This window comes from Exiguobacterium sp. RIT452, assembly GCF_003598705.1.
Classification (GTDB): domain Bacteria; phylum Bacillota; class Bacilli; order Exiguobacteriales; family Exiguobacteriaceae; genus Exiguobacterium_A; species Exiguobacterium_A undae.
Window position 1 is genome coordinate 219,434 of sequence record NZ_QXJB01000001.1, and the last position, 23,823, is coordinate 243,256.

General features: G+C 46.7%; 32 protein-coding genes. 27 read left to right on the plus strand and 5 right to left on the minus strand.

The features are described 5' to 3' along the window. The first annotated feature begins 141 nt into the window (after window positions 1–141). The 4 genes from D3D03_RS01100 (at window position 142) to D3D03_RS01115 (ending at window position 4,541) form a co-directional block, all read left to right on the plus strand. Window positions 142–1,179, plus strand: coding sequence for a M42 family metallopeptidase (locus D3D03_RS01100; protein ID WP_119922491.1), 1,038 nt, complete (start codon window positions 142–144; stop codon window positions 1,177–1,179). Continuing rightward, window positions 1,163–1,360 (plus strand): YqgQ family protein, encoded by a 198-nt coding sequence (locus D3D03_RS01105; RefSeq protein WP_026833589.1) that lies wholly within the window; start codon window positions 1,163–1,165, stop codon window positions 1,358–1,360. The genes D3D03_RS01100 and D3D03_RS01105 overlap by 17 nt, the downstream gene beginning before the upstream one ends. Before the next feature lie 84 nt (window positions 1,361–1,444). Next, window positions 1,445–2,395 carry an ROK family glucokinase gene (locus D3D03_RS01110; RefSeq protein ID WP_275934768.1) on the plus strand — a complete coding sequence of 317 codons (951 nt, stop codon included), beginning with the start codon at window positions 1,445–1,447 and terminating at the stop codon, window positions 2,393–2,395. Between the two features lie 220 nt (window positions 2,396–2,615). After that, on the plus strand, window positions 2,616–4,541 hold the full coding sequence (locus D3D03_RS01115) for an LTA synthase family protein (protein ID WP_035387656.1): 1,926 nt from the start codon (window positions 2,616–2,618) through the stop codon (window positions 4,539–4,541). Between the two features lie 164 nt (window positions 4,542–4,705). Here the strand turns inward: D3D03_RS01115 and D3D03_RS01120 are convergent, their stop codons facing one another. Then, the gene (locus D3D03_RS01120; protein ID WP_014969856.1) at window positions 4,706–4,885 is read right to left on the minus strand and encodes a DUF2759 domain-containing protein; all 180 of its coding nucleotides are present in this window, start codon (window positions 4,883–4,885) and stop codon (window positions 4,706–4,708) included. A gap of 169 nt (window positions 4,886–5,054) precedes the next feature. On the opposite strand from D3D03_RS01120, the gene D3D03_RS01125 reads away from it, so the two are divergent. Beyond that, the gene (locus D3D03_RS01125) at window positions 5,055–5,672 is read left to right on the plus strand and encodes an MBL fold metallo-hydrolase (protein ID WP_026833586.1); all 618 of its coding nucleotides are present in this window, start codon (window positions 5,055–5,057) and stop codon (window positions 5,670–5,672) included. A gap of 49 nt (window positions 5,673–5,721) precedes the next feature. Here D3D03_RS01125 and D3D03_RS01130 read toward each other — a convergent pair whose 3' ends face one another. Beyond that, window positions 5,722–5,985, minus strand: coding sequence for a DUF2626 family protein (locus tag D3D03_RS01130; RefSeq protein WP_012369782.1), 264 nt, complete (start codon window positions 5,983–5,985; stop codon window positions 5,722–5,724). Between the two features lie 225 nt (window positions 5,986–6,210). Between D3D03_RS01130 and D3D03_RS01135 the strand changes: the two genes are divergently transcribed. From D3D03_RS01135 to gcvPB, 13 genes are all read left to right on the plus strand, one after another. Continuing rightward, the gene (locus tag D3D03_RS01135) at window positions 6,211–6,597 is read left to right on the plus strand and encodes a Spx/MgsR family RNA polymerase-binding regulatory protein (protein ID WP_026833585.1); all 387 of its coding nucleotides are present in this window, start codon (window positions 6,211–6,213) and stop codon (window positions 6,595–6,597) included. Window positions 6,598–6,656: 59 nt separating this feature from the next. Beyond that, window positions 6,657–7,499 (plus strand): ATPase, T2SS/T4P/T4SS family, encoded by an 843-nt coding sequence (locus tag D3D03_RS01140; RefSeq protein WP_119922492.1) that lies wholly within the window; start codon window positions 6,657–6,659, stop codon window positions 7,497–7,499. Then, a complete protein-coding gene (locus D3D03_RS01145) occupies window positions 7,496–8,455 on the plus strand; it encodes a type II secretion system F family protein (RefSeq protein WP_119922493.1) in 960 nt (319 codons plus the stop codon). Before D3D03_RS01140 ends, D3D03_RS01145 begins: the two co-directional genes overlap by 4 nt. A 17-nt stretch (window positions 8,456–8,472) precedes the next feature. Continuing rightward, complete coding sequence (locus tag D3D03_RS01150; RefSeq protein WP_026833582.1) at window positions 8,473–8,790, plus strand: competence type IV pilus major pilin ComGC; 318 nt, start codon at window positions 8,473–8,475, stop codon at window positions 8,788–8,790. Further along, on the plus strand, window positions 8,753–9,220 hold the full coding sequence (locus tag D3D03_RS01155) for a type II secretion system protein (protein ID WP_119922494.1): 468 nt from the start codon (window positions 8,753–8,755) through the stop codon (window positions 9,218–9,220). The genes D3D03_RS01150 and D3D03_RS01155 overlap by 38 nt, the downstream gene beginning before the upstream one ends. 6 nt (window positions 9,221–9,226) lie before the next feature. Beyond that, window positions 9,227–9,547, plus strand: a complete 321-nt coding sequence (locus tag D3D03_RS01160; RefSeq protein WP_026833580.1) for a type II secretion system protein — start codon at window positions 9,227–9,229, stop codon at window positions 9,545–9,547. Continuing rightward, on the plus strand, window positions 9,534–9,890 hold the full coding sequence (locus D3D03_RS01165; RefSeq protein ID WP_233550610.1) for a hypothetical protein: 357 nt from the start codon (window positions 9,534–9,536) through the stop codon (window positions 9,888–9,890). Before D3D03_RS01160 ends, D3D03_RS01165 begins: the two co-directional genes overlap by 14 nt. Then, the gene (locus D3D03_RS01170) at window positions 9,866–10,159 is read left to right on the plus strand and encodes a hypothetical protein (RefSeq protein ID WP_026833578.1); all 294 of its coding nucleotides are present in this window, start codon (window positions 9,866–9,868) and stop codon (window positions 10,157–10,159) included. The genes D3D03_RS01165 and D3D03_RS01170 overlap by 25 nt, the downstream gene beginning before the upstream one ends. Next, entirely contained in the window at window positions 10,152–10,634 is a 483-nt protein-coding gene (locus D3D03_RS01175; RefSeq protein WP_119922495.1) for a shikimate kinase, read from the plus strand. Before D3D03_RS01170 ends, D3D03_RS01175 begins: the two co-directional genes overlap by 8 nt. Then, the gene (locus D3D03_RS01180) at window positions 10,631–10,945 is read left to right on the plus strand and encodes a hypothetical protein (RefSeq protein ID WP_119922496.1); all 315 of its coding nucleotides are present in this window, start codon (window positions 10,631–10,633) and stop codon (window positions 10,943–10,945) included. Before D3D03_RS01175 ends, D3D03_RS01180 begins: the two co-directional genes overlap by 4 nt. 182 nt (window positions 10,946–11,127) lie before the next feature. After that, window positions 11,128–12,210 carry a glycine cleavage system aminomethyltransferase GcvT gene (gcvT, locus tag D3D03_RS01185; RefSeq protein WP_119922497.1) on the plus strand — a complete coding sequence of 361 codons (1,083 nt, stop codon included), beginning with the start codon at window positions 11,128–11,130 and terminating at the stop codon, window positions 12,208–12,210. Window positions 12,211–12,224: 14 nt separating this feature from the next. Beyond that, window positions 12,225–13,571 carry an aminomethyl-transferring glycine dehydrogenase subunit GcvPA gene (gene gcvPA / locus D3D03_RS01190; RefSeq protein ID WP_028106759.1) on the plus strand — a complete coding sequence of 449 codons (1,347 nt, stop codon included), beginning with the start codon at window positions 12,225–12,227 and terminating at the stop codon, window positions 13,569–13,571. Beyond that, window positions 13,564–15,042 (plus strand): aminomethyl-transferring glycine dehydrogenase subunit GcvPB, encoded by a 1,479-nt coding sequence (gene gcvPB, locus D3D03_RS01195; protein ID WP_026833573.1) that lies wholly within the window; start codon window positions 13,564–13,566, stop codon window positions 15,040–15,042. Before gcvPA ends, gcvPB begins: the two co-directional genes overlap by 8 nt. Window positions 15,043–15,099: 57 nt before the next feature. On the opposite strand, the gene D3D03_RS01200 is transcribed toward gcvPB, so the two are convergent. Further along, complete coding sequence (locus D3D03_RS01200) at window positions 15,100–15,480, minus strand: rhodanese-like domain-containing protein (RefSeq protein WP_026833572.1); 381 nt, start codon at window positions 15,478–15,480, stop codon at window positions 15,100–15,102. A 140-nt stretch (window positions 15,481–15,620) separates the two neighbouring features. Here D3D03_RS01200 and D3D03_RS01205 point away from each other — a divergent pair, with 140 nt between their 5' ends. From D3D03_RS01205 to hpt, 3 genes are all read left to right on the plus strand, one after another. After that, window positions 15,621–16,451, plus strand: a complete 831-nt coding sequence (locus D3D03_RS01205) for a lipoate--protein ligase family protein (RefSeq protein ID WP_119922498.1) — start codon at window positions 15,621–15,623, stop codon at window positions 16,449–16,451. A 24-nt stretch (window positions 16,452–16,475) separates the two neighbouring features. Next, window positions 16,476–16,898: a transcriptional regulator MntR gene (mntR, locus tag D3D03_RS01210; RefSeq protein WP_028106757.1), complete on the plus strand. Its 423-nt coding sequence runs from the start codon at window positions 16,476–16,478 to the stop codon at window positions 16,896–16,898. A 145-nt stretch (window positions 16,899–17,043) separates the two neighbouring features. Continuing rightward, complete coding sequence (hpt, locus tag D3D03_RS01215; RefSeq protein WP_026833569.1) at window positions 17,044–17,571, plus strand: hypoxanthine phosphoribosyltransferase; 528 nt, start codon at window positions 17,044–17,046, stop codon at window positions 17,569–17,571. 55 nt (window positions 17,572–17,626) lie between these two features. Here hpt and D3D03_RS01220 read toward each other — a convergent pair whose 3' ends face one another. Then, window positions 17,627–18,028, minus strand: a complete 402-nt coding sequence (locus D3D03_RS01220; protein WP_026833568.1) for an SA1362 family protein — start codon at window positions 18,026–18,028, stop codon at window positions 17,627–17,629. Window positions 18,029–18,048: 20 nt separating this feature from the next. Further along, on the minus strand, window positions 18,049–18,981 hold the full coding sequence (locus D3D03_RS01225; protein ID WP_026833567.1) for a DUF1385 domain-containing protein: 933 nt from the start codon (window positions 18,979–18,981) through the stop codon (window positions 18,049–18,051). A 156-nt stretch (window positions 18,982–19,137) separates the two neighbouring features. Between D3D03_RS01225 and aroQ the strand changes: the two genes are divergently transcribed. The 6 genes from aroQ to nusB all read left to right on the plus strand — a co-directional run bounded on the left by aroQ (window position 19,138) and on the right by nusB (window position 23,791). Further along, the gene (gene aroQ / locus D3D03_RS01230) at window positions 19,138–19,560 is read left to right on the plus strand and encodes a type II 3-dehydroquinate dehydratase (RefSeq protein ID WP_026833566.1); all 423 of its coding nucleotides are present in this window, start codon (window positions 19,138–19,140) and stop codon (window positions 19,558–19,560) included. 17 nt (window positions 19,561–19,577) lie between these two features. Further along, window positions 19,578–20,642, plus strand: a complete 1,065-nt coding sequence (locus tag D3D03_RS01235; RefSeq protein WP_026833565.1) for a M24 family metallopeptidase — start codon at window positions 19,578–19,580, stop codon at window positions 20,640–20,642. Between the two features lie 33 nt (window positions 20,643–20,675). Further along, complete coding sequence (gene efp / locus D3D03_RS01240; RefSeq protein ID WP_026833564.1) at window positions 20,676–21,242, plus strand: elongation factor P; 567 nt, start codon at window positions 20,676–20,678, stop codon at window positions 21,240–21,242. A gap of 181 nt (window positions 21,243–21,423) precedes the next feature. Beyond that, window positions 21,424–21,879 (plus strand): acetyl-CoA carboxylase biotin carboxyl carrier protein, encoded by a 456-nt coding sequence (gene accB / locus D3D03_RS01245; protein ID WP_026833563.1) that lies wholly within the window; start codon window positions 21,424–21,426, stop codon window positions 21,877–21,879. A 14-nt stretch (window positions 21,880–21,893) separates the two neighbouring features. Continuing rightward, on the plus strand, window positions 21,894–23,246 hold the full coding sequence (gene accC, locus D3D03_RS01250) for an acetyl-CoA carboxylase biotin carboxylase subunit (protein WP_233550611.1): 1,353 nt from the start codon (window positions 21,894–21,896) through the stop codon (window positions 23,244–23,246). A gap of 119 nt (window positions 23,247–23,365) precedes the next feature. Further along, window positions 23,366–23,791 carry a transcription antitermination factor NusB gene (gene nusB, locus D3D03_RS01255; RefSeq protein WP_081776045.1) on the plus strand — a complete coding sequence of 142 codons (426 nt, stop codon included), beginning with the start codon at window positions 23,366–23,368 and terminating at the stop codon, window positions 23,789–23,791. The last annotated feature ends 32 nt before the right edge of the window (window positions 23,792–23,823 follow it).

The window sequence follows — 23,823 nt, forward strand, 5'->3', positions numbered from 1 at the left end:
CAATGTGAATTGAATCTACGACTTTTTATTATGGGACAGCCGTGTGTCGTTCCGTTGCACGGATGAATGTGTACCCGCATGTTCCCATCTTTTGTTATCATATATAAGGGAAAACATTCGAAATCAAGAGGAGTGAATGGTATGCAGGGAGTAGTTCAGACGATTCGTGATTTAGTCGAGATTCCAAGTCCGACTGGATTTACGGTTCAAGCACTTACATATGTAGAAAATCGATTCAAAGAAGAGGGAATTTCTTATAAAAAGCTGGAAAAGGGTGCATTACTCGCCATGTTACCGGGTCAGTCACCAAGAATCCGTCTGCTGACCGCACATGTCGATACGCTGGGAGCGATGGTGAAGGAAATCCTGCCATCCGGACGTCTCAGCCTCTCTCAACTCGGAGGGTACGCGTGGACGGCAATTGAAGGCGAAAATTGTCTTGTACATAAGATGGACGGACAGACGATTTCCGGGACAATCGTGTTCCATCATTCCAGCGTTCATACGTCACGAGTCACGAACACCGAAGAACGGAGTGCCACGAACATTGAAGTTCGTCTCGATATCCGGTCGACGACGGCAGAAGAAACACGTGTAGCCGGAATCGAAGTCGGGGACGTCGTGACGTTTGATCCGCGATTTGTCCATACAGAGACAGGATTCGTAAAATCACGTCACCTTGATGATAAAGCGTCGGTCGCGCTGTTACTGGAACTGATCAAGAAATGGAAAGCGATATCGTTACCGCATCCTGTTCACATTTTAATTTCGAACTATGAAGAAGTTGGTTTTGGAGGGAATGCCGGTTTTTCAGCGGATGTCGCAGAATACATCGCGGTTGACATGGGAGCGCTAGGTGAAGGACAACACTCGGATGAGTATACGGTTTCGATTTGTGCGAAAGACGGTTCAGGTCCGTATGATTTGGCACTGCGCCATCAGTTCACGCGGCTTGCCCAGCAACATGCGATTCCGTATAAGGTCGATATTTATCCCTATTACAGCTCGGATGCGTCTGCTGCTGTCCATGCAGGGCATGATGTAAGACACGGTTTGCTTGGACCGGGTATTGAGTCCAGTCATTCCTATGAACGGACGCATGAAACGTCCCTGCAAGCCACGTATGATCTTTTAGATGCATTCGTAAAGGAGACCATGAACGATGAAAACACTTTATGATGTCCAACAGTTGCTTAAGCTGTACGGAACAATCGTCTATTTGGGCGATCGCGAGTCAGACATCGCGATGATGATGTTAGAACTGGATGAATTGGAACAAGCGGGTGTGTTAGAGAAAAAACAATATGACTCGGCTAAAATTATTTTAGCGCATGAACTGCAACAATCAAGAAAATCGTAAAAAGGTTGTGCAACCCTTTGCATGATGAATCGAGTCGGCTAAAATAAGGGGAGTACAATTTTGGATCATAAGGGAGTAATGGGGATGAAATGGTTACTTGGTGTGGATATCGGCGGTACGACAGTCAAGATGGCAATTTTGGATTTACAAGGCATCATCGTTGAGAAGTGGGAAATTGAAACTGTCATCTTAAATGACGGCAAACAAATTCCGGGAGACATCGCACGCTCATTTTTTGAACAGTGTCAAAAAAGTAATAAACGGGTCGAAGACTTTGTCGGAGCCGGAATCGGAGCTCCGGGATTCATTGATTTCAATACGGGAGTCGTCGAAAAGGCGGTGAACATCGGTTGGAACAACTTTGAATTGGTCGGAGAGTTTGAACGGTTGACCGGATTACCGGCCGTCATTGAAAATGATGCGAATGCGGCAGCAATCGGTGAAATGTGGAAAGGTGCCGGAAGCGGAGCGACGGAACTGCTGGCTGTGACACTCGGGACGGGTGTTGGCGGCGGATTGATCACCAACGGTCAAATCGTTCACGGGACAGTCGGGATGGCCGGAGAAATCGGACATATCACGATGTTGCCGGAAGGCGGCGTCATGTGTGGATGCGGCCGTAAAGGATGTCTTGAGACGATTGCTTCGGCAACAGGTGTCGCCCGGTTAGGTCTTGAGAAAAGAAAAGGGCAGACTACGCTATTGAATGATGTGAAGGCCGTGACGGCAAAGGACGTTTTTGATGCTTATTCAAAAGGAGATGCCGTGGCGACGGAAGTAGTGAATGAAGTGACGTTCCATCTCGGGCTCGCCATTTCAAACTTGGCAAACAGTTTTAATCCGGAAATCATCGTCATCGGTGGCGGGGTCTCAAAAGCGGGAGATGCGTTAATGACTCCGTTGAAAGAGACGTTTGAGCGTTTTGCCTTACCACGTGTCTTCCAATCAACGACGTTTAAAATCGCGGAACTCGGTAACGATGCAGGGGTCATCGGTTGTGCATGGCTCGCGAAACAAATGTTTCTCAAAAAATAATTACACGAAGTTTTAAGAAAAGATTCGAAAGTTCGAATCTTTTTTTTATTTACAAACGTAATAAAAGTATGTGATTGTTAAGTATCGACCGGATTCCGGTTGCATTTTTGTAAAAGTAAGCGTAAAATTTTCACGTGATACGGGTATAAATAGACTATGATATGCAAGCCGTGTAAAAGTTCGATGTAAAGGACACACGTATATTAGGAGGCAGGTTTTTATGCAGCAAGACTCTGGCATCTGGTCGCGCATGCGACTCAAGATGGGACAAAGTGTTCGCAGCACCTATAAAGAGCACAAAGTCTTTTGGATTGCGACACTATTGATTTGGTTAAAGACGTATCTCGCGTATACGCTCTTTTTCAACGTGCCGGTTACGAATTCGGCACAAGCGTTTATCTTACTGATTAATCCAATCAGTTCGGCATTGTTTATGTTCGGATTTAGTTTCTTCTTCCGTGGAAACGTCCAAAAATGGTTCATCTACGGTACGCTTGTCGTTGCGACACTTGTGCTGTACGCGGATATTATTTTCTTCCGCTTCTTCAATGATTATCTGACGTTACCAGTTCTGTTCCAAACATCCAATGCAGAGACGGTTTCGGCCTCGCTCGGTTCGTTGTTGACGTGGGCAGACCTTCTGATCGTCGGTGATCTGTTGATCCTTCCGTTCTTCTTACGAAAAATGGACATGTCAAAAAACATTGCGTCACGCGGACGGGCGATTTTAGCGTTTGTAGCGGCGACGGCTGTCTTCTTAGGCAACTTGGCGCTTGCAGAAACAGAACGCCCGGAATTGTTGACACGTGCGTTTGACCGCGAGTTGCTCGTCAAAAACATCGGGACATTTAACTTCCATATGTACGATGCCTTGATTCAATCAAAAACATCGGCACAAAAAGCGATGGCAGACAGTTCAGAACTGTCCGAAGTCCAAGGTTTTGTGGATTCGAAGTATGCTAAACCGAATCCGGCGATGTTCGGCAAGTACGAAGGGAAAAACGTCATCGTAGTATCGTTTGAATCTGCTCAATCATTTGCGGTGGGCTTAAAAGCACCAAACGGTCAAGAAATCACACCAAACCTCAACAAACTGATTAAAGAGTCGCATTACTGGGATAACTTCTACCACAATACCGGGCAGGGGAAAACCGCCGATGCAGAATTTATTCTTGAAAACTCGATTTACCCGTTAGGTCGGGGTGCGGCATTCTTTACGAATGGAGAAAATGAATTCCGTGCAACACCTGAGATGTTAAAAGAAGACGGCTATTATTCAGCAGTCTTCCATGCAAACAACAAATCGTTCTGGAACCGGGACATCGTCTACAACAGCTTCGGCGTCGATCGTTTCTTCTCTGAAACGGATTATGATCTTGGTAATCCGGAAGATTTGACGGAATGGGGATTACTGGACGACAAGTTCTTTGAACAGTCGTTACCGATGCTGAAAGATCTTCCGCGACCTTTCTATTCGAAGTTCATCACGTTAACGAACCATTATCCGTTTGAAATGCCGAAACCGGAACATGAACTCGTTCCGCCGCTTGAAACCAGCTCAACGACATTAAACCATTATGTCCAAGCACTGGCGTATCAAGATATGGCACTCGGAAAATTCATTGAAGGACTAAAGAAGGACGGCACGTGGGATGATACGATCTTCATGCTTTACGGCGACCACTATGGTATCTCAACAAACCATAATGCAGCGATGGCTGAATTAATGGAAAAAGATGAGTTGACACCATACGACGTCGCGCAACTTCAACGTGTACCTTTCGTCATCCATTTACCTGGACAAGACAAAGGTGTCATGCATGAAAACGTGGCAAGCCAGATTGACATCAAACCAACGCTGTTGAACCTGCTTGGTCATAACTTCGAGGATGAAGTCTTGTTTGGTACCGACTTGTTCTCGAAAGAACACAAGGATTATGCGCTGTTCCGTGATGGTTCAGTCATTACCGACAAAACAGTCTACACACAAGAAACGTGTTATGACCGTAAAACCGGAGAAGAAGTGACCGATGAACAGGTTGGTGCGATTTGTAAAGAGTCCACGAAACAATCGGAAAAAGAGTTGGGACTATCAGATAAAGTCATCTACGGTGACCTGTTACGTTTCCTTCAGACATCTAAATAATCCAAATGACGGTCACGTCAGGCGGAAAATGAAAGGCGGAGACGATTTTAAATCGTTCCGCCTTTTGATTTGTACTTTTTGTGAGTACTTTCATATACGTTTAAACAAAAAAAGGTCAGCTCTCCGATACGGAAAGACTGACCTTTTTCTTTGTAAAAAAATGATTATGCCGGAATTCCACCGAAAATCAATGTCGCAATACCAAACCAACCAAATAAGATTACAGTCAGCGCAGCAAATACGAGTGGAAACATTTGGCGTTTCTTAAGTGAACGCAAGACGGCCCAAACACCGACGAGTGCAACGATAAAGAAAAGCCAACCGATTGGTTGATCCAAATGCATGACGTACTCCCCCTTAAAAAAATCACGTTATGAAGTTCACGAAGATTTCACTTAAATCTCACTTTTTAGTTTAGCTGACTGAGCGGATAAAGTCGAGAGGGGGGAAGGGGAACTTTCGACAATTTCGTGTATAGTAAGGAAGAAGGAACTGAAAAAGGAGTTTGATGAGATGGAAATTGTAAGTATCACTTCAGGAATGGCTTCAGAGAACGGCTATCTTCTTTTTAAAGAAGGGAAATGTTTAGTGATTGATCCGGGAACGGAAGATATGCGTTTTTTTGATGAAATCGAGCGACGCAACGCAAAAGTCGAAGCAATTCTCCTGACTCATGCGCATTTCGACCATATCGGCGGCGTCGATATGCTGAGACGTTTTACTTCGGCCCCGGCTTATGTTCATGCCAATGAAATGAAATGGCTCTCGAACCCGAACTTGAACGGGTCGGTTAAATTCAATATGCCACCTTTGAAAGTGAAACCGGCGGAACAGACGTTAAAACCCGGTCCACTGACGATTGGACCGTTTCACCTGCATGTCCTTGAAACACCGGGTCATTCGCCGGGCAGTGTGACGTTTTACTTTAAACAAGAACGAATGGCGTTTGCCGGCGATCTGATCTTTAAACGAAGTGTCGGACGGACAGATTTAGAGGGCGGGGATCAAGACGTCCTGATGCACTCCATTGACCGTGTCATCGCAGAAATTCCACATGATACAACGTTTTATCCGGGTCACGGACCAGAGACGACCTTGCGTCAGGAAATCAAACAGAATCCATTTTTTTAAAGAAACATAAAAATCCCTCGTCTTCATTCGAAGGCGAGGGATTTTTCATTCACATTTGGAAGTTGGACCAATATGTGAAGACGATGAAGAATACTGTTAAGTACGCTGCAAAGATATAGACATACGTTTTTTCAGTCAGGCGAAGATAGCCTAATGCTGCAAAGAATACTGTTTGTGCCAAGAAGACAAAGCCCATAACTAAAAATGAATCCGTATGCTCACTTGAGCTAGCGTCTCCACCTAGAGCGCCGATAAATGCCATGACTGCAATGATGCCAGTCCAAAATCCGAGTACGCGGTACATTCTCCCCATTCATATAACCCCCTAAATCCGACAGATAGTCAATATACGTACTTATTTTACCAAGCAAACAATCATCCGTCCATCATGTTCTAGTGTTTGTTAAGGAATAACTGTGAACAAAAGATGAAGTTTGAAAAAAACTTATACAATAGTTGTACAAAAGGTGTACAAAGGCAAAAAAGCATGCTATAGTTTCTGTAATGAGAAGCACAGATTTTGAGAGGAGGAGCAATAATGGCGAATGAGTTGATATTTTTCACATATCCAAGCTGTACATCTTGTCGTAAAACGAAATCATGGTTAAAAGAGGAACATGTTGATGTAGAGGAACGTCATCTGTTCAGAAATGCTCCAACAGTAGATGAATTAATGGAATTGCTTAAACTGTCGACGGATGGAATCGAAAGTTTACTGGCAACACGCAGCCAAGCATTTAAAGATTTAGGAATCGATGTCGATGACATGAAACTGAGTGAATTGCTTCGACTGATGAGTGACAATCCAAAACTTTTACGACGCCCAATCATTACTGACGGCAAACAACTTGTAATCGGATACGATAAACCAGGACTTGAAACACTTGCAAAGCGTAAAAACCGAATTGTTGCCCAAGTATCTTAAAGAAGCCGATTTGTTCCGGCTTCTTTTTTTGTGTACTTTTTGTCCAAGGAGGTGCTGGATTGAGAGGACAGATCAGTCAATTGATTCATCAATTTGAAGATGTCGGGGCAACAGATGTTCACTTTATTCCGGATAACCAGGCAACACGGATTGTGTGCCGAACGACGGAAGGCTTAAAAGAACAATCCCCGATGTCATTGACGCACTACCAGTCGATTGTCAGCCATATCCGGTATGAGGCCAATTTAAAGGAACAAAATGAACGAATTCCTCAAAGCGGTCTCTATCCTCTTCAGGACAGCGGAATGCGGGTGTCGCTGTTACCGAGTCGATACGGCGATGCGATGTCTTGGCGGTTTTACCGGGCTGTTGTCTCAAGTGAAGTGGCGGCGGAGCTGCTCCATCCCATTCGTGACCTGGAGTGGATGGAACAACAGACGCATGGATGTATCATCATTTCCGGAACGACGGGAGCCGGAAAAACAACGATGCTCTATTCTTTGATGGCATCGATGGCAGGAAAACGAATCATCTCGGTAGAGGATCCTGTCGAATGCACCGTTCCCGGTGTATTGCAACTCGAGTTAAATGAGAAAGCGGGGTTTGATGCGACACGTTGCTTCGAAGAAATACTCCGGGCGGACCCGGACTGGATTGCGTTTGGCGAAGTCCGGACGGCGGAAGCTGCCCGATTGACGATCAATGCTGCCTTAAGTGGACATGTCGTCTTATTTACCTTGCATGCCGGTTCAATTGAAGAAGCGTGGCTTCGATTAAAGACGCTCGGCATTACGACGGAAGAGTTATCCGTCTGTAAGAAAATTATCCATCTGTACCGGGAGGAGGGAGTCGTTCGCTGTACCGTCGAACACTTACAGTCGGAAGTAAGGGTCGGTTCTTGAATCGATTTCACCGACTGTTATCAAAAGGAATATCAACAAAAGAGGCACTCGATATTTTAACGCGATTCGAGGAACCGTTGCTTCTTCCGGTCATTGAGGATATAAAAGTCCGGCTCGAGCAGGGCAATCGGTTGTCGGTGGCACTCGAGCCATTGGCCCTGCCGGCAACATTACAACAGTTACTGCATGTAGGCGATCAAACGGAACGCCCGCTGATGATTTTGAAGCAAGTGATTCGTTTACTGGAGCTGGAAAGCCAGATGAAAAAGAAATTTTGGAAAATGGCCCGCTACCCGATTGTTCTGGCCGTCAGTCTGTTGTTACTGTTCATGTTTTATGCTTTATATGTGTTTCCCTCTCTGCTGGACATGTCGAATCCAGAGACACTGCCGCCGTTTATTTTGCCTCTCCTCCATCCCTCTGCCAAATACCTCTTAGCGTTCTCGCCCTTGCTGTTGTTCATCGTTTCCCTGTTGACCTTCCGACACCTTCCGCTTAACCGGTTGATGCAAATGAAGATGATTCAAAAGATTGTCCGGTTGTACTACAGTTATTTGTTCACAATCGAGGTCGGTTCCTTTATCGATGCCGGTTTTTCACTGGAGGAGGCCTTTCGCTCGCTTGAACGAGGCCAAGATAGTAAAAAGAAACGGATGTACGGCTTGTTGCACGACCGTCAAAAAAATGGCCAACCGTTATCGGAAGCGATGCAGGAAGAAAATATCATTGATGTGGAGACGGTCGGATTAGTCCATATTGCACGTGAAAGCGGAGACTTAGGTCCGTTACTGCTCGAGCAGGCGACCTTGTTGCATGAGTCGATTGAAGACGAGATTGAAAAGAAACTGTTGTTGATTGAGCCGGTCTTATACGGTGGATTAACGGTGATGACCGGTACGTTATTTTTGATTTTGTATTACCCGATTCAACTGGCGATTCAGCAACTTCCATTTTGAATGAAGGAGTCGATGAGATGAAACGATTTATTCACGATCAACGAGGGTTCACGTTACTTGAGATGGCTGCGGTCCTGCTGATCATCTCGTTGCTGTTGCTTGTCCTGATTCCGACGATGACGAGCGGCAAGGATCAGGCGAAAGGGGTCAGCTGTGAAGCGAATATCCGTGTCATCCGTTCGGAAGTCAATTTGTATTATGCAAAAGAAAAAAAGTATCCGGAGTCACTGCAGACGATTGATCGCGGGACGGCGGAAAAACCAAATGAACTTGCTTGTGATCAGGAGACGTATACGTATGATTCCAAAACGGGTGAACTCACGAAAGCCAAGTAACGGATTTACATTGATGGAAATGACCGTAGTCCTTGTCATGATGGGATGCTTGATTTTATTTCTTTTACCGACAGTAATCAGCCGGCAACCTGCTTTGTATACACTGGACCGGGAGATGAACATTTTGACACAGGATTTTCAGACGCTGCGTTTATTGCAGTACTCAAAAACGAATGAGCAAACGCTGATTCAACTGCGGTGGAGAAACGACGGGAAAGGGTATCTTGTCATGGCAAATGAACGGTTGTTATGGCAACGTAATTTTCAAACGGGATATTCCTGTCTCGTACCGACGACGGGACGGATTATTTATTTTAAAAGTTATCATTCGACCTACTCCTCAACCTGGTATTGCCAATCGAAGAATCAGGCGTATGAAGTCAAATTTTTGCTCGGTAACTATCAGATGATTGTCCAAAAAGTGAGGTGACGGTTCTTGGCGGAACAGCATTTCAGAAAGCATCGGGAAAAAGGATTCACACTGCTGGAGGTTGTTTTCTCGATGGTGGCGATTGCAGGTTTTCTGATCCTTGCGATCGATCCGCTGTTGACTTTTCATCAACAAAAAAATCAAGTCATGATTGAAACACGTTTATTGGATCAGATGGCATCCGATCAAGCGGCGGAAAAAAGAGACGGGTATCAAATCGGTGAAGGGACGTGGTGTATTGAAGGGCTCTGTTTGGCAAGCACAATCCGGGACAACCCTCCTCGAAATCTCATTGGTCCTTTGGCTGAGCCCGTTGTTATTGATTAGTTTGATCACGATGACGCACATCGTCAGTCAACCGCAACAGGAACAACTGATGGAGGAAGAGTTATTTTTTCATACGATCGAACGATTGATGTGGCGCAGTATTTCTTGTGGGAAAGTCGGCGAAGAAGTCCATGGTGTCGATGTCGATCCGGAGGAAGAACCCGTCAAATGGCGTCTCGTTCGTGTCCAGAATCAAATCCGACTAAAAAAAGAATTTGGAGGCGAACTGACATATGCCCACGATGTAGAACATTACCAAGTCAAACAGAACGGTCAGACGCTGGTCTTCGAACTCAATCAACGCCAGAGAACCGTCCAGTGCAAGAAGGAGGGTTCATCCTGATTCAAACACTATTGCTGTTGATCGGAATCGGTGTCGCGATTGTCCTGAGTTGCCACCAACTCGATGAAGAGGTCAAACAACTTCTGCTCGAGCAAGAGGCTTTACAACTGGAATCATTGGTCCGGGCCGGTACGACGGATTGTCGCCCAGGAGAAACGGTTCGTTATCCAATTGGTCACGTTATCTGTACACAGACGGATAAAGGCTTTAAAATGGAAGCGATACTAGACAACGGACAGAGAATCGAGGCGGTCGTTTCGAATGGGTAAGGTTTATTTGATTGGTTTTATGGGAACTGGTAAAACAGCGATTGGTCGCAGTTTGCAGAGACGTTATCGTGTCGATGAACTGGATGAACGGTTTGTACACGAACACGGTCCGATTACGGATTTTTTTGAACGGTACGGTGAAAAAGGGTTTCGGGACCAAGAAGTCGAATTGGTTCGAAACAGTGAGGGACAGGTCATCGTGACAGGCGGCGGAGTCATCGAACGTGATGAAAACCATACCTTTATGAAAGAGACGGGAACGGTCGTTTGGATTGACACACCGTTTCATATCGTTTGGAATCGGATTAAAACAGATCCATCCCGTCCCTTGGTGAAGTCACGCTCAACGGTTGAAAAGTTGTTCCGCCGTCGCCGTCCGGTCTATGCGAAACTATCGGATGTCCGGCTGGACGGGACCAAATCCGTACGGGAGTTAGTGAAAGAAATCGAAACGATACTGGAGGAAAACAGATGATCTGGATCAATGTAGGAATTATTATCTTAGCAATCATCGGATTGGGGATTTACGGCTTCAGCTTGTACAAAAAGAAGATTTCGAAAGATGTCGCACTGGTGAAGCAATTATTGGAACGTTTTTCGATCCGTCAACAGACGTTGCAGACAGGAATTGATCATACGACAAACCGGATTGATCAAATCAGAGGGAATGTCGATCATTTGATTGCGGAAGGAAAGCGTGTCGAGCAAGGGGGACGTCAACTTCTGGTCGAAGGACAACGCTTGAAAAAAGAAGTTGAACATACTGCCGGACTTAAACCATTTTGAAATGGCTTTCATCGGCTGAATATGAAACAATAGGAGAGAAGGGACTTTGTCCTTTCTCTCTTTCGTTTTGTTCAATTTCCGAATAAACCTAGAAAAAAAGATTTTGAATTGGTAGAATGTAATTGAAAGTTGAACAATAAAGAGAAAAGGAAGTAAAAATGTTCGTAATTAGGGGGAGAAGTATGAGTCAGACGACATTGAAGAGAACACCATTGTTCGACGCGATTGCACCAATGGGGAAAATGGTCGATTTTGCAGGGTTTGAAATGCCGGTTCTGTTTTCATCAATCAAGGAAGAACATGTAGCCGTCCGGGAGCGGGTCGGAATGTTTGATGTGTCTCATATGGGAGAGTTGTTCGTTTCCGGTCCGGATGCGTTACCGTTTTTACAACACACCTTATCGAACGATATCTCGAAAATTGTGATCGGACAAGCGCAGTACAACGTTCTTTGCCAAGAAGACGGGGGGACTGTCGACGATTTACTCGTTTACCGTTTAGCGGAACAGGAATACCTGCTTGTCGTCAATGCATCGAACATCGAAAAAGATGAAGCGCATCTACGCAGTTACCTGACAGGAGATGTGACGCTTGAGAACCAATCGGATGCGTATGGACAGATCGCCGTCCAAGGTCCGGAAGCCGTCAGACTGTTGCAAGAACTGACGACGCTTGAGTTGGATGCAATCAAGTTTTTCCGATTCGCGCAAGGTGAACTTGCTGGAGTCGAGATGCTGGTATCACGAAGTGGTTATACGGGGGAAGACGGTTTTGAATTATACATGGCGGCATCAGATGCTGTCGCCGTATGGAACACACTGCTCGAAGCAGGAGTCGTACCGTGTGGGCTTGGTGCCCGCGATACGTTACGATTCGAAGCATGTTTACCTTTATATGGGCACGAGCTGTCCTCAACGATTTCACCAATCGAGGCCGGTATGAAATTTGCCGTCAAACCGGAGGCGAAATCATTTGTCGGGTCAGCGGTCTTATCGAAACAAAAAGAAGACGGACCACAACGGCAGTTGATTGGTCTTGAACTCTTGGACAAAGGAATTGCCCGTCAAGATGCACCTGTCCTCGTGGACGGGACGCCGGTCGGATTCGTCACGACAGGCACGTTGCCACCAACGATCGGCAAAGCGATCGCTTTGGCACTCGTACCGGCGGAACATGCGACGAAAGAGTCGTTTGAAATCGAAGTGCGCGGGAAAAAATTAGCAGCCAGACGGATTGATACACCATTCTATCGCCGGAACAAATAAGGGGGACATATAAGATGGATTTTCGTTATTTACCGATGACGCAAGAAGATGAACAACAGATGTTGCAGACGATTGGTGCCGATTCGATTGAAGACTTGTTAGCTGACATTCCAGCAAGCGTTCGCGATCAGGGAACGCTAGAAGAAGTGGGCATTCCATTGCCGGAAACCGATTTAATCCGGACGCTCTCGAAACTCGCGGATCAAAACATGAATACGAAACAATACCCGTCTTTCCTTGGAGCTGGTATTTACGATCATTATGCACCTGCTGTCGTCAACCATATGTTACTCCGGTCTGAGTTTTATACGGCCTACACGCCGTACCAGCCTGAAATTTCACAGGGGGAATTACAGGCAATCTTTGAATATCAGACGATGATTTGCGAACTGACAGGAATGGATGTCGCCAACTCTTCGATGTATGACGGGATTACGGCTCTCGCCGAAGCGGCGATGCTGGCATGTGCGCATAAAAAGAAAAAAACGATCGTCTTATCAGACGGAGTTCATCCGGAGGCACATGATGTCGTGCGGACGTATGCGAACGGTCCGGGTCTCGAAGTGGCGACGTTGCCGCTCACGCATGGCGAAACGGCAATCGAACAGCTGGAAACGCTCGATGACGTCGCCTGTGTCATCGTACAATATCCGAACTTCTACGGTCGGGTCGAAGACCTGCAGGCATTAGCGGACGCCACACATGCGAAAGGCGGTCTGTTCATCGTCTCGGCGAATCCGCTTGCGCTCGGTTTGTTGGAAGCACCAGGCAAGCTTGGCGCCGACATTACGATTGGAGACTGTCAACCGTTTGGTATTCCGCAAAGCTTTGGTGGACCAACGTGCGGATACTTCACGACGACAAAAGCGTTAATGCGAAAAATCCCGGGGCGTCTTGTCGGTCAGACAGTAGATGAAGAGGGCAAACGTGGATTCGTCTTGACATTACAGGCACGTGAACAACATATTCGCCGCGACAAAGCGACCTCAAATATCTGTTCGAACCAGGCACTGAATGCGTTAGCGGCTTCGATCGCCATGAGTGCACTCGGTAAACGGGGAATCCGCGAACTTGCGACCCGTAACCTGCAGACGGCTTATGCCTTGAAAAAATCATTAAGCGAGGCGGGATTCCGCATCATCGATGACGGTCCAAGTTTCAATGAGTTTGTTGTCGAGTTGCCGATTGATGCAAACGAAGCAAGCAAACAGTTGCTGAAAGAAGGAATCATCGGGGGATTACCACTCGGTACGTTCGATGAAAGCCGGACCAATCAAATGCTCGTATGTGCGACGGAATTACGGACAAAAGAAGAACTGGATCACTTCGTGACAGCGTTAGGGGGACTGACTCATGCATAAAACTAGTGAACAGACGTTGATTTTTGAAATCTCAAAAGCTGGTCGTATCGCGTACAGCTTGCCGCTCGCGACAGTCGAAGAAACAGCGCCGGAAGAGTTGTTGCCGGCGCACCTGCTCCGTCAAGAAGAAGTGGAATTGCCGGAAGTATCCGAGCTCGATCTTGTCCGTCATTATACAGCGCTGTCGAATCGAAACCATGGGGTCGACTCAGGTTTCTATCCGCTTGGTTCATGTACGATGAAGTACAATCCGAAAATCAATGAAGATATGGCACGTCTTCCGGGCTTTGCCCATATCCACCCGTTGCAGCCTGTTGAAAGTGTACAAGGTGCGCTTGGGCTGATGTACGATTTACAAGAAAAACTCGCTGTGATTACGGGAATGGACGAAGTGACGTTACAACCGGCGGCAGGGGCCCATGGTGAATGGACGGGCTTGATGTTGATCAAAGCGTATCATCATGCACGCGGTGATTTTAAACGAACAAAAGTCCTTGTACCGGATTCGGCACACGGGACGAACCCGGCATCGGCATCAGTCGCGGGATTTGATACGGTGACGGTTTTATCCGACGAGCGTGGACTTGTTGATTTAGAAGATTTGAAGAGTAAAGTCGGTGACGATACGGCAGCATTGATGCTGACGAATCCAAACACACTTGGTTTGTTTGAATCAGATATCGTCGAAATCGCCAAAGCCGTTCACGAAGCGGGCGGTAAATTGTATTATGACGGTGCGAACTCGAATGCCATCATGGGGATCGCACGTCCGGGGGACATGGGCTTTGATGTCGTCCACTTGAATCTTCATAAGACGTTTACCGGTCCCCACGGCGGGGGTGGTCCGGGTTCTGGTCCGGTCGGTGTCAAGAAAGATTTGATTCCGTATCTGCCGAAACCGATTGTTGCGAAGACGGAAAACGGCTTTGTCCTCGATTATGATCGTCCGGAATCCATCGGACGCGTTAAACCGTTTTACGGAAACTTTGGCATCAATGTCCGGGCGTACAGTTACATTCGGACGATGGGCGGAGCGGGACTCGCGCGTGTCTCGAAGGAAGCTGTCTTAAACGCGAACTACATGCTGGCGCGTCTAAAAGGGGCATATGACGCACCGTACGATGTGTATTGCAAACATGAATTTGTCTTATCCGGTCGCCGTCAAAAAGCACTGGGCGTCCGGACACTCGATATTGCCAAACGTCTGCTTGATTTCGGCTATCATCCGCCTACGATTTACTTCCCGTTAAATGTCGAGGAATGTATCATGATTGAACCGACGGAAACGGAATCGAAGGAAACCTTGGATGCATTTTGTGATGCCATGCTTCAAATCGCAAAAGAAGTCGAAGAGAACCCGGACATCGTCCTGAACGCACCGCATACGACGGTCGTCAAACGGATGGATGAAACATTAGCTGCACGTAAACCGGTTTTACGGTATCAGCCAAAACAAGAAGTGCGTGTCTAATCAAAAACCATCCCGCGTCTCAGTTGACGGGGATGGTTTTTTTTGTGAAGAAAGGGATCAGCTGCGTTTGACTTTTCCTGTCCACTGCTTAAATCCACCTTTTAATTGGTACAAGTTCGTGTAACCGGCTTTTTTCAATACTTTGGCAGCTTGCGACGAACGCATGTTGCCTTGGCAATACAAATAAATCGGCATGTCCTTACGCAACTCTTTAGCACGCATCTTCATCTGGCTGACCGGTATGTTACGGGCTCCGATGATGTGACCGCCTTTGAATTCTTGTGTCTCGCGGACGTCGACGATTTGTGCTTTCCGATAGTTTGCCCGGAATTCTTCTTGCGAAAGCTTTGTGATTCCTTTGACCGGCATGAAACGCCATGCGATGTAAGCGATTAAGGCTACCCATAAGACGATCGTGATGATTGTACTGATTTCCATATCTAACTTCCAACCCCTTCGTTCATATAACATCCTTATCATTATAGTAAACGAAATCGATTTCGGCAATCGACTCGTCGTTGCGCAGGACAGAAAGGGTCTGATACACTAATACGGAAACGTTTTTTGGGGGTGTTCGCTTGATAAAAGAGTGGCAAGTATTGACGACTGAAGGAATGGAACCGGCATTGAACATGGCAATTGACGAGGCGTTAATCGGTTTTGTAGGTCGCGGCGAAGTGGCGCCGACGCTTCGTTTTTATTCGTGGGCACCAAGAGGCTTGAGTGTCGGTCATTTTCAGCGGGCGACCAAAGACATCGACCGGCAACGAATCGAAGAACTCGGCATTCCGATCGTCCGTCGGATGACGGGTGGTCGAGCGGTTCTCCATGCTGACGAATTGACGTATAGCATCGTGATTCCGGAAACACTGGAGGGATTGCCGAAAACGGTCATTGAAAGTTATCGGATGCTGACAGAAGGGGTCCGGAAAGGGTATCATCATTTGGGGATTCCGGTCGAGTTTTCGGTTCCGATGACAGAGCAAGAAAAAGAGGAGTTACGAAAACCAAAATCTGCTGTCTGTTTTGATGCGGCGTCGTATTATGAACTGGCAGTCGGAAAACGTAAAGTTGCAGGAAGTGCGCAGGTCCGCCACCAAGGTGTCGTCTTACAACACGGTTCCGTTCCGCTTTCAGTCGATGAAGGGGAATTGTTTGACTGCTTCATCTATGAAGATGAGTCAATCCGTGAACGCATGAAAGCACGTTTTGCCGGGAAGGCGGTTGCCTTAAATGAATTGGCGGGACGGACTGTTTCGTTTGAAGAAGTCCGCGGCGCCTTTTTAAAAGGGTTCGAAGACGCTCTTCAGTTGACGTTCACACCGCTTGAGTTCACAGAACACCAGTGGCAGGAGATTGAACGGTTGGCCGCGAAATACCGTAGTGAAGAATGGAACTGGAAGCGCTAAAGAGAAGGATTGGAAGGTGATGTCGTGCCGACTCCGAGCATGGAAGATTATTTGGAACAAATCTATATTTTAATTGAGGAAAAAGGATATGCCCGAGTTTCTGATATCGCGGAACTACTGGGTGTCCACCCGTCTTCTGTCACGAAGATGGTGCAGAAGTTAGACCGTGAAGAATACCTTGTCTATGAGAAGTACCGGGGACTGATGTTGACGGCTAAGGGACGTAAAATCGGAAAACGTCTCGTGGAGCGTCATGCCTTATTGGAAGATTTTTTACGGCTTGTCGGGGTAGAGGAATCATTGATCTACAAAGATGTTGAAGGAATCGAACACCATATCAGCATCGAAGCGTTGGATAAAATCAATGGGATGATTCAATTTTTTGCCGAGCGACCGGCGTTGCAAGAAGAATTAAAAAAACACCAACAAGTGCACCCAGAAGACTGAGTGTGCTTGTTTTTTGACTTTATAGTTCGAAAAAGGCGAACATTAAACGAATAAATAATGATATAGTACGCTTATTTAGATGAGGATATGCTATACTGACGGTGAAATTCATCAGAGGGGGTGACGGGTGGAGTTTCACCCGGATATGGAAATCGTCATTAAAGAGAAGTTGGTAACGGAATCAGAACTTGCTGTTAAAGTAAAAGAATTGGCGGCTGCAATTGAACACGATGCGGCGGGGCGTCAGATTGTGTTGGTCGTTGTCCTAAAAGGTTCGATGGTCTTTGCGGCGGACCTGATGCGGGAAATCAAAGGCAGTGTCCAAATCGATACAGTCGCGTGTTCCTCGTATGGTGCCAAAACGGTTTCGTCTGGACGGGTTCAATTGAAAAAAGACCTTGATCTGGATGTCGAAGGAAAATATGTGGTCGTGGTTGAAGACATCATCGATACCGGTCATACGTTGAGTTTTTTGTGTGAACACATGAAACTCCATCAACCGGGCGTCTTAAAAATCTGTACGTTGCTCGATAAGCCGGCCCGGCGTGAAGTACCGCTAGAAGCGGATTACGTTGGGTTTGAGATTCCAGATTATTTTGTAGTCGGGTATGGAATTGATTGTGCGGAAGAATACCGTAATCTTCCGTACATTGGATGGGTTGAAACCGATTAAGACAACAGTAGCCGCTCTCCCGTTGTGGAAGAGCGGCTACTGTTTATTATTAATATTAAAAAGCACGTTTTTTCTTTTTGCCTTTTTTGCCTTCTATGACCGTCAAATGAGGTCCTTTTGAGCGATCACGAAGTGGCCGGACTTTGTTCGACGGTGCAGGTTTTGCTGATTTGACCGGTTTTTTCTTGAAATCGGTCCGACGCGGCGCCTGATCACGTTTCCCGTGCAGTTTTTTTGACTGCGCGACAGATTTCCGGTACTGGGAGTTCGCGCCGCTGCTGACACTATTGCGTGTCAGGAATTTAAACAGCAAGAAGATAATTCCGGCTGTGATTGCAAAAAACAGTAATTGTGAAAACAGACCACCAGGATCATTCGCAAGCTTATATCCAAAGCCGACAAAAGCGAACAGCAACACGACAAGTGCAAATGTAGAGCCAATCCGTTGTCTAATCATATTATCACCCCTGTTATCAATTAACCAAGTGCATTCTCATGTAGGTTATGTTCCTGTTTTTCGAGTGCTTCAAACGCATAAATCGCAACCTCGATCTGAGAATCGTCCGGTTCTTTTGTCGTCAAGTATTGTAACCAAAGGCCAGGCAAGGCGATGACGCGTAATCCTTTAATGTTCTGTGCCTTATTCGTCAACTGTAAAACTTCAAAAGAGAGACCGATGACGACAGGTAAAAGGGCGATTCGACAAACAAGACGCAACCAAAGTGGATCGGTCGGGACGATTAAATAAACGAAAAAGCCGACGATGACAGTAAAAATCAAGAAGCTTGAACCACACCGGTAATGAAGACGGCTGCTTTTACGGACGTTTTCGACCGTCAACGGTTGTCCGGCTTCAACACAGTTGATGACTTTATGTTCAGCACCATGGTACTGAAACAATCGCTTAACGAGCGGGGTCAAGGAAATCAGATACAGGTAACTGAACAACAGCGTCAACTTGATCAATGCTTCCAGAACGTTTTGAATGAAGTGACCAGACAGTTCCGGAAAATAGCTGAACAAGGAAGCCAGGAAAGCAGGTAATAACGTAAAGAGCAACTTTCCGAAGAAAAAGGACAAGACTCCGATAAAAGCGACGCCCAGCCATTTTGTCAATTGACCTTGGTGCTGTTCTTCAGGTTCCTCTTCACCGGGGTTGACGCCATAGCGGTCACTGGCGAAATTCATGTGACTTGCACCATTCGCAGAGGATTCAACGAGAGCAAACAAGCCGCGCAGCAACGGAATTTTTTTACCGGCTGCAATCCGGGGGCGAAGCGGTTTCTGTTGTTCAAACGTTTCAATCGTATCATCGTTTCGCCGGATCGCCGACACGGCATGGGTCGCATTCTGAAACATGACCCCTTCGACGATGGCCTGTCCACCGACAGGGGCTTTAGCAGTTTTCATAGAGAAACGCATCCTATCTGAAGTAAAGTATCGTGTATCGTCAGTTTACTTGATTTGTCGAAAAAAGACTACGGCGAGCTGTCAAAGTAGATTGAAAATTTAGGAGTCGGAAAACGACTTATGATACAATAACAAGGACAATCTGGAGGTGATGAGATGCGGATCTTCGTCTTGAATGGACCGAACTTGAATTTACTTGGAACACGGGAACCGGATACATATGGCAGACAGACGTTATCGGATTTGGAAGATCGGATGCGGGAACGTTTTCAACAGGTGAACTTTCGGTTTGCCCAATCAAATCATGAAGGGGAACTGGTTGATCTTTTGCATGAAGCACGCGGATACGACGGCGTCGTCTTGAATGCCGCTGCCTACACGCATACGAGCATCGCCCTGCGTGACGCGATTGCTGCGATTGATGTACCGACAATTGAAGTTCATTTGTCGAATGTTCATGCACGTGAAGCATTTCGGCATCATTCGATGCTGGCGCCGGTTTGCCGAGGTGTAATCAGCGGATTAGGGATGACAGGGTACTTGTTGGCTGTTGAGGCACTGATTCATCCGTCCATCTAACATAAGGGGGAAAAGACATGAAACATCGTATTGAAGCACTCCAAGCAGCTCTAAAAGAACGTGATTTACCAGGTCTGCTCGTGACGAAAGCGGAAAACATCCGTTATATCTCCGGGTTTACGGGTTCAAGCGGTGCCTGTCTCGTAACAGGAGAACAAGCCTATTTCGTAACGGATTTCCGTTATACGGAACAAGCTGCTGATCAAGTAAAAGGGATGGAAATCGTTCAAATCGAACGTTCAATTCCTGAGACGATGGGTGAGTTGATGGCGGGTGCACGCGTGCGGGCCGTCGGTGTCGAAAAAGATGCGATGACCCTCGGTTCATTCGAAGCGTTTGATCAGGCGTCGGCAATCGAGCTCGTGCCGACGACGGGAATCGTCGAAAACCTACGCTTGATTAAGGATTCTTCAGAGATTAAGATGGTTAAGGAAGCGGTGGAGTTAGCGGATGCAACGTTCCATCACATCTTGACGTACATTCAGCCGGGAAGAACAGAACTGGAAGTATCAAATGAATTGGAATTCTTCATGCGTAAACAAGGGGCGACCTCTTCGTCATTCGATACGATCGTCGCATCGGGTTACCGTTCGGCATTACCGCATGGCGTGGCGAGTTCGAAGGTCATTCAGACGGGAGAACTCGTGACACTTGATTTTGGGGCGCTTCTTAATGGATACGTATCCGATATCACACGTACCGTCGCCATCGGATCAATCAGTCCGGAGTTACAAAAGATTTATGATACGGTTCTACAAGCACAGCTGGCGGGTGTTGACGGATTACGTCCGGGAATTACCGGAATCGAGGCGGATGCTTTGACACGCGACATCATCAAGGATGCCGGATACGGAGAATACTTTGGTCATTCGACGGGACACGGGATCGGTCTGGAAGTGCATGAAGGACCGGGACTTTCATTCCGTTCGGAAACAAAGTTGGAGCCGGGAATGATCGTTACGGTCGAACCGGGCATTTATGTGCCGCAAGTCGGCGGATGTCGGATTGAAGACGACGTCTTGATCACCGAGTCAGGGCGCGAAATTTTGTCTTCTTCTCCAAAAGAACTCATCACACTTTAAAACGGCAAGATCAACATTTAGGAGGAACTTTTTATGGTATCAGTAAACGATTTAAAAACAGGACTTACAATTAAGACGTCAGACGGAATGATTTGGCAGGTGCTTGAATTCCAACACGTTAAACCAGGTAAAGGGGCAGCATTCGTCCGGACAAAAATGCGTAACATCCGTAACGGAAACATCCAAGAGATGACATTCCGCGGCGGTGAACGTGTCGAGCGTGCCCACATCGAGCGAAACAAGATGCAATACCTCTATCCGATGGGTGAAACATATGTCTTCATGGATACAGAATCATATGAGCAGTTGGAATTGACGACTGCACAAGTCGAAGCGGCGCTCCCGTTCCTTCTTGAAAACATGGAAGTTCAAATCGCTGTCTACAATGGTGAAATCCTCGGAATCGAATTGCCGAACACGATCGTCATGACGATTGTCGAAGCAGAACCGGGCGTCAAAGGCGACACGGCTTCAAACGTTAAGAAAAATGCAACGGTTGAGACGGGACATATCATTCATGTACCACTCTTCATCGAAGCAGGAGAAAAAGTAACAGTTGATACACGTACTGGTGATTTTACAGGGCGTTACAACGGATAATTCAGCTCAAACAACGCCCGTTCATCTTCGGATTGAATCAACGGGCGTTTTTTTCATTTTGCCTCGACTTGCGTCCTTTGGTATGACCAGTTAATATTAGTATTTGAGTAGGCATTAGCACCTGGTATAATATTAAAGTATAATGTTACAGGTGAATGTTGAGATAGGGGATGAATGATAAATGAAAATTGATCAGTTAAAGCAAGTACTCGAAATGTTAGATCAGTCGAGCGTCAATGAACTTTCTCTTGAAACCGATACGTATAAGTTAAAATTAAAAAAACAAAATGATAGCGTCGTCGTTTCACATCAAGCGCCAGCACCAGTCGCGGCTCCGGCTCAACCTGCTGCACCGGTCGCAGAAGCAACACCTGAAGAAAATGCAGTGTCGGAAGCTGATACAGTGACGATCAATGCGTTGATGGTCGGAACGTTTTATTCCCGTCCGAATCCGGACAAACCGTCTTTCGTCAAAGTCGGCGATCAAATCGAAGTCGGTCAAGTCATATGTGTTCTTGAAGCAATGAAATTATTTAACAATCTAAACTCGGAAGTAGCCGGAACGGTCGTCGAGATTCTCGTCGCAGACGGAGATCTTGTTGAATTCGGACAACCACTCTTCCGGATTCGTCCGTAAGCGGGGTGATGGCAATGGAGAAACTTTTAATAGCGAACCGAGGCGAAATTGCGGTCCGGATCATTCGGGCAGCCAAAGAACTTGGAATTCAGACAGTTGCCGTTTACTCGACAGCGGATCGTGAAGCACTGCATGTCCGTCTGGCGGATGAAGCGTACTGCATCGGAGATGTGAGTTCGACGGCCTCATACTTAAACGTCACGAACATCTTAGCCGTTGCGACGAACCGGAATGTGACGATGATTCACCCGGGATACGGATTCTTGGCGGAGAACGTTGACTTTGCTGAAATGTGTGAAGCTTGCGGAATCAAGTTCGTCGGACCGACGTCTGATGCGATTCGCCAGATGGGGATCAAGGATGTCGCGAAACAAACGATGATTGCCTGCGGCGTACCGGTCGTACCGGGTTCGGACGGAACGGTCACGGATGACGAAGCGATGCAATTAGCCGACGAGATCGGCTATCCGGTCATCATCAAGGCAACAGCAGGTGGTGGAGGACGCGGTATTCGTGTCGCGCGTTCGAAAGAAGAACTCATCGTCGGACTGGATGAAACACGCCGTGAGGCAAAACAAGCTTTTGGCAACAGTGACGTCTACCTCGAACGCTTCATCGAAGAGTTCCGTCATGTTGAGGTGCAAGTGCTCGCGGACCGTCATGGGAATGTCATTCACCTTGGGGAACGGGATTGTACCGTCCAGCGGCGGATGCAGAAATTAATCGAGGAAGCACCGTCTCCTGCCGTCAGCGCTGAAACACGTCTGAAGATGGGCGAAGCGGCCGTCAAGGCGGCGAAAGCAATCGACTACACAGGAGCCGGAACGATTGAATTCATCTTCGTGGAAGAAACGAACGAATTTTTCTTCATGGAAATGAATACCCGGATTCAGGTCGAACATCCGGTAACGGAGATGATTACAGGATTTGATCTCGTTCAAGCACAACTGCAGGTGGCACTTGATCACCCGTTGGCTGTTCAACAACAAGACATCGAATTCCGTGGTCATTCGATTGAGTGTCGAATCAATGCGGAAGATCCGGAACATGACTTCCGTCCGCATGCCGGTCGCGTCACACAGTACGTTGCTCCGGGCGGCATGGGTGTTCGGATCGACAGCGCTGTTTATCCGGGCTATATGATTCCACCTTATTACGATTCGATGATCGCGAAACTGATTGTGCATGCCGAAACACGGGAAGAAGCATGTGCGAAAATGGAACGGGCTTTATCTGAATTTTGGATTGAAGGTGTCAAGACGACGATTCCATTCCATCAAAAGGTACTGGCGCATCCGGTATTCCGTCGGGGTACGTTTACGACGAAGTTCACGGAACGTGAACTGAAGGCTGAAATCGTGAAGTAATGGAATGACGGGAGAGGTTTGATTTTGCTCCCGTCTTTTTGGCGTTCTCTATATTTTTTGAAAAAAGAATGTGCTAAACTAATTGATTGAGAACGATAAAAAAAGGAGCACGTAAAATCATGATGAAAAGACATATGGCACGCGAACTCGCAGTACAGTCTTTGTTCCAAATGGAACTCTCGGATCTGTCTGCACAAGAAGCCATTGAATTCGCAGTAGAAGGTAAAGAATATGATGCATTTGTAACACGATTAGTGGAAGGTGTCGAAGCAAACAAACCGGAAATCGATCAAAAGTTGCGTGCTGCGCTCGTTAACTGGTCATTTGAACGTCTCGGGAACATCGAACGGACGATTCTTCGTCTGGCTGTCTATGAACTGTTATTTGAAACTAAAATTCCAGTCCGGGTAACGATCAATGAAGCGATTGAATTGACGAAAGCTTTTGCCGACGAAGAAGCAACAAAAATCGTCAACGGAGTATTAGGAAAAGTGGCACAAGAGGTTGAACAAAACGGTTTGAAAGAAAATCCGCAAAGCAACTGAACGTAAACAGAGAAATTGGATCAGGCAAAGAG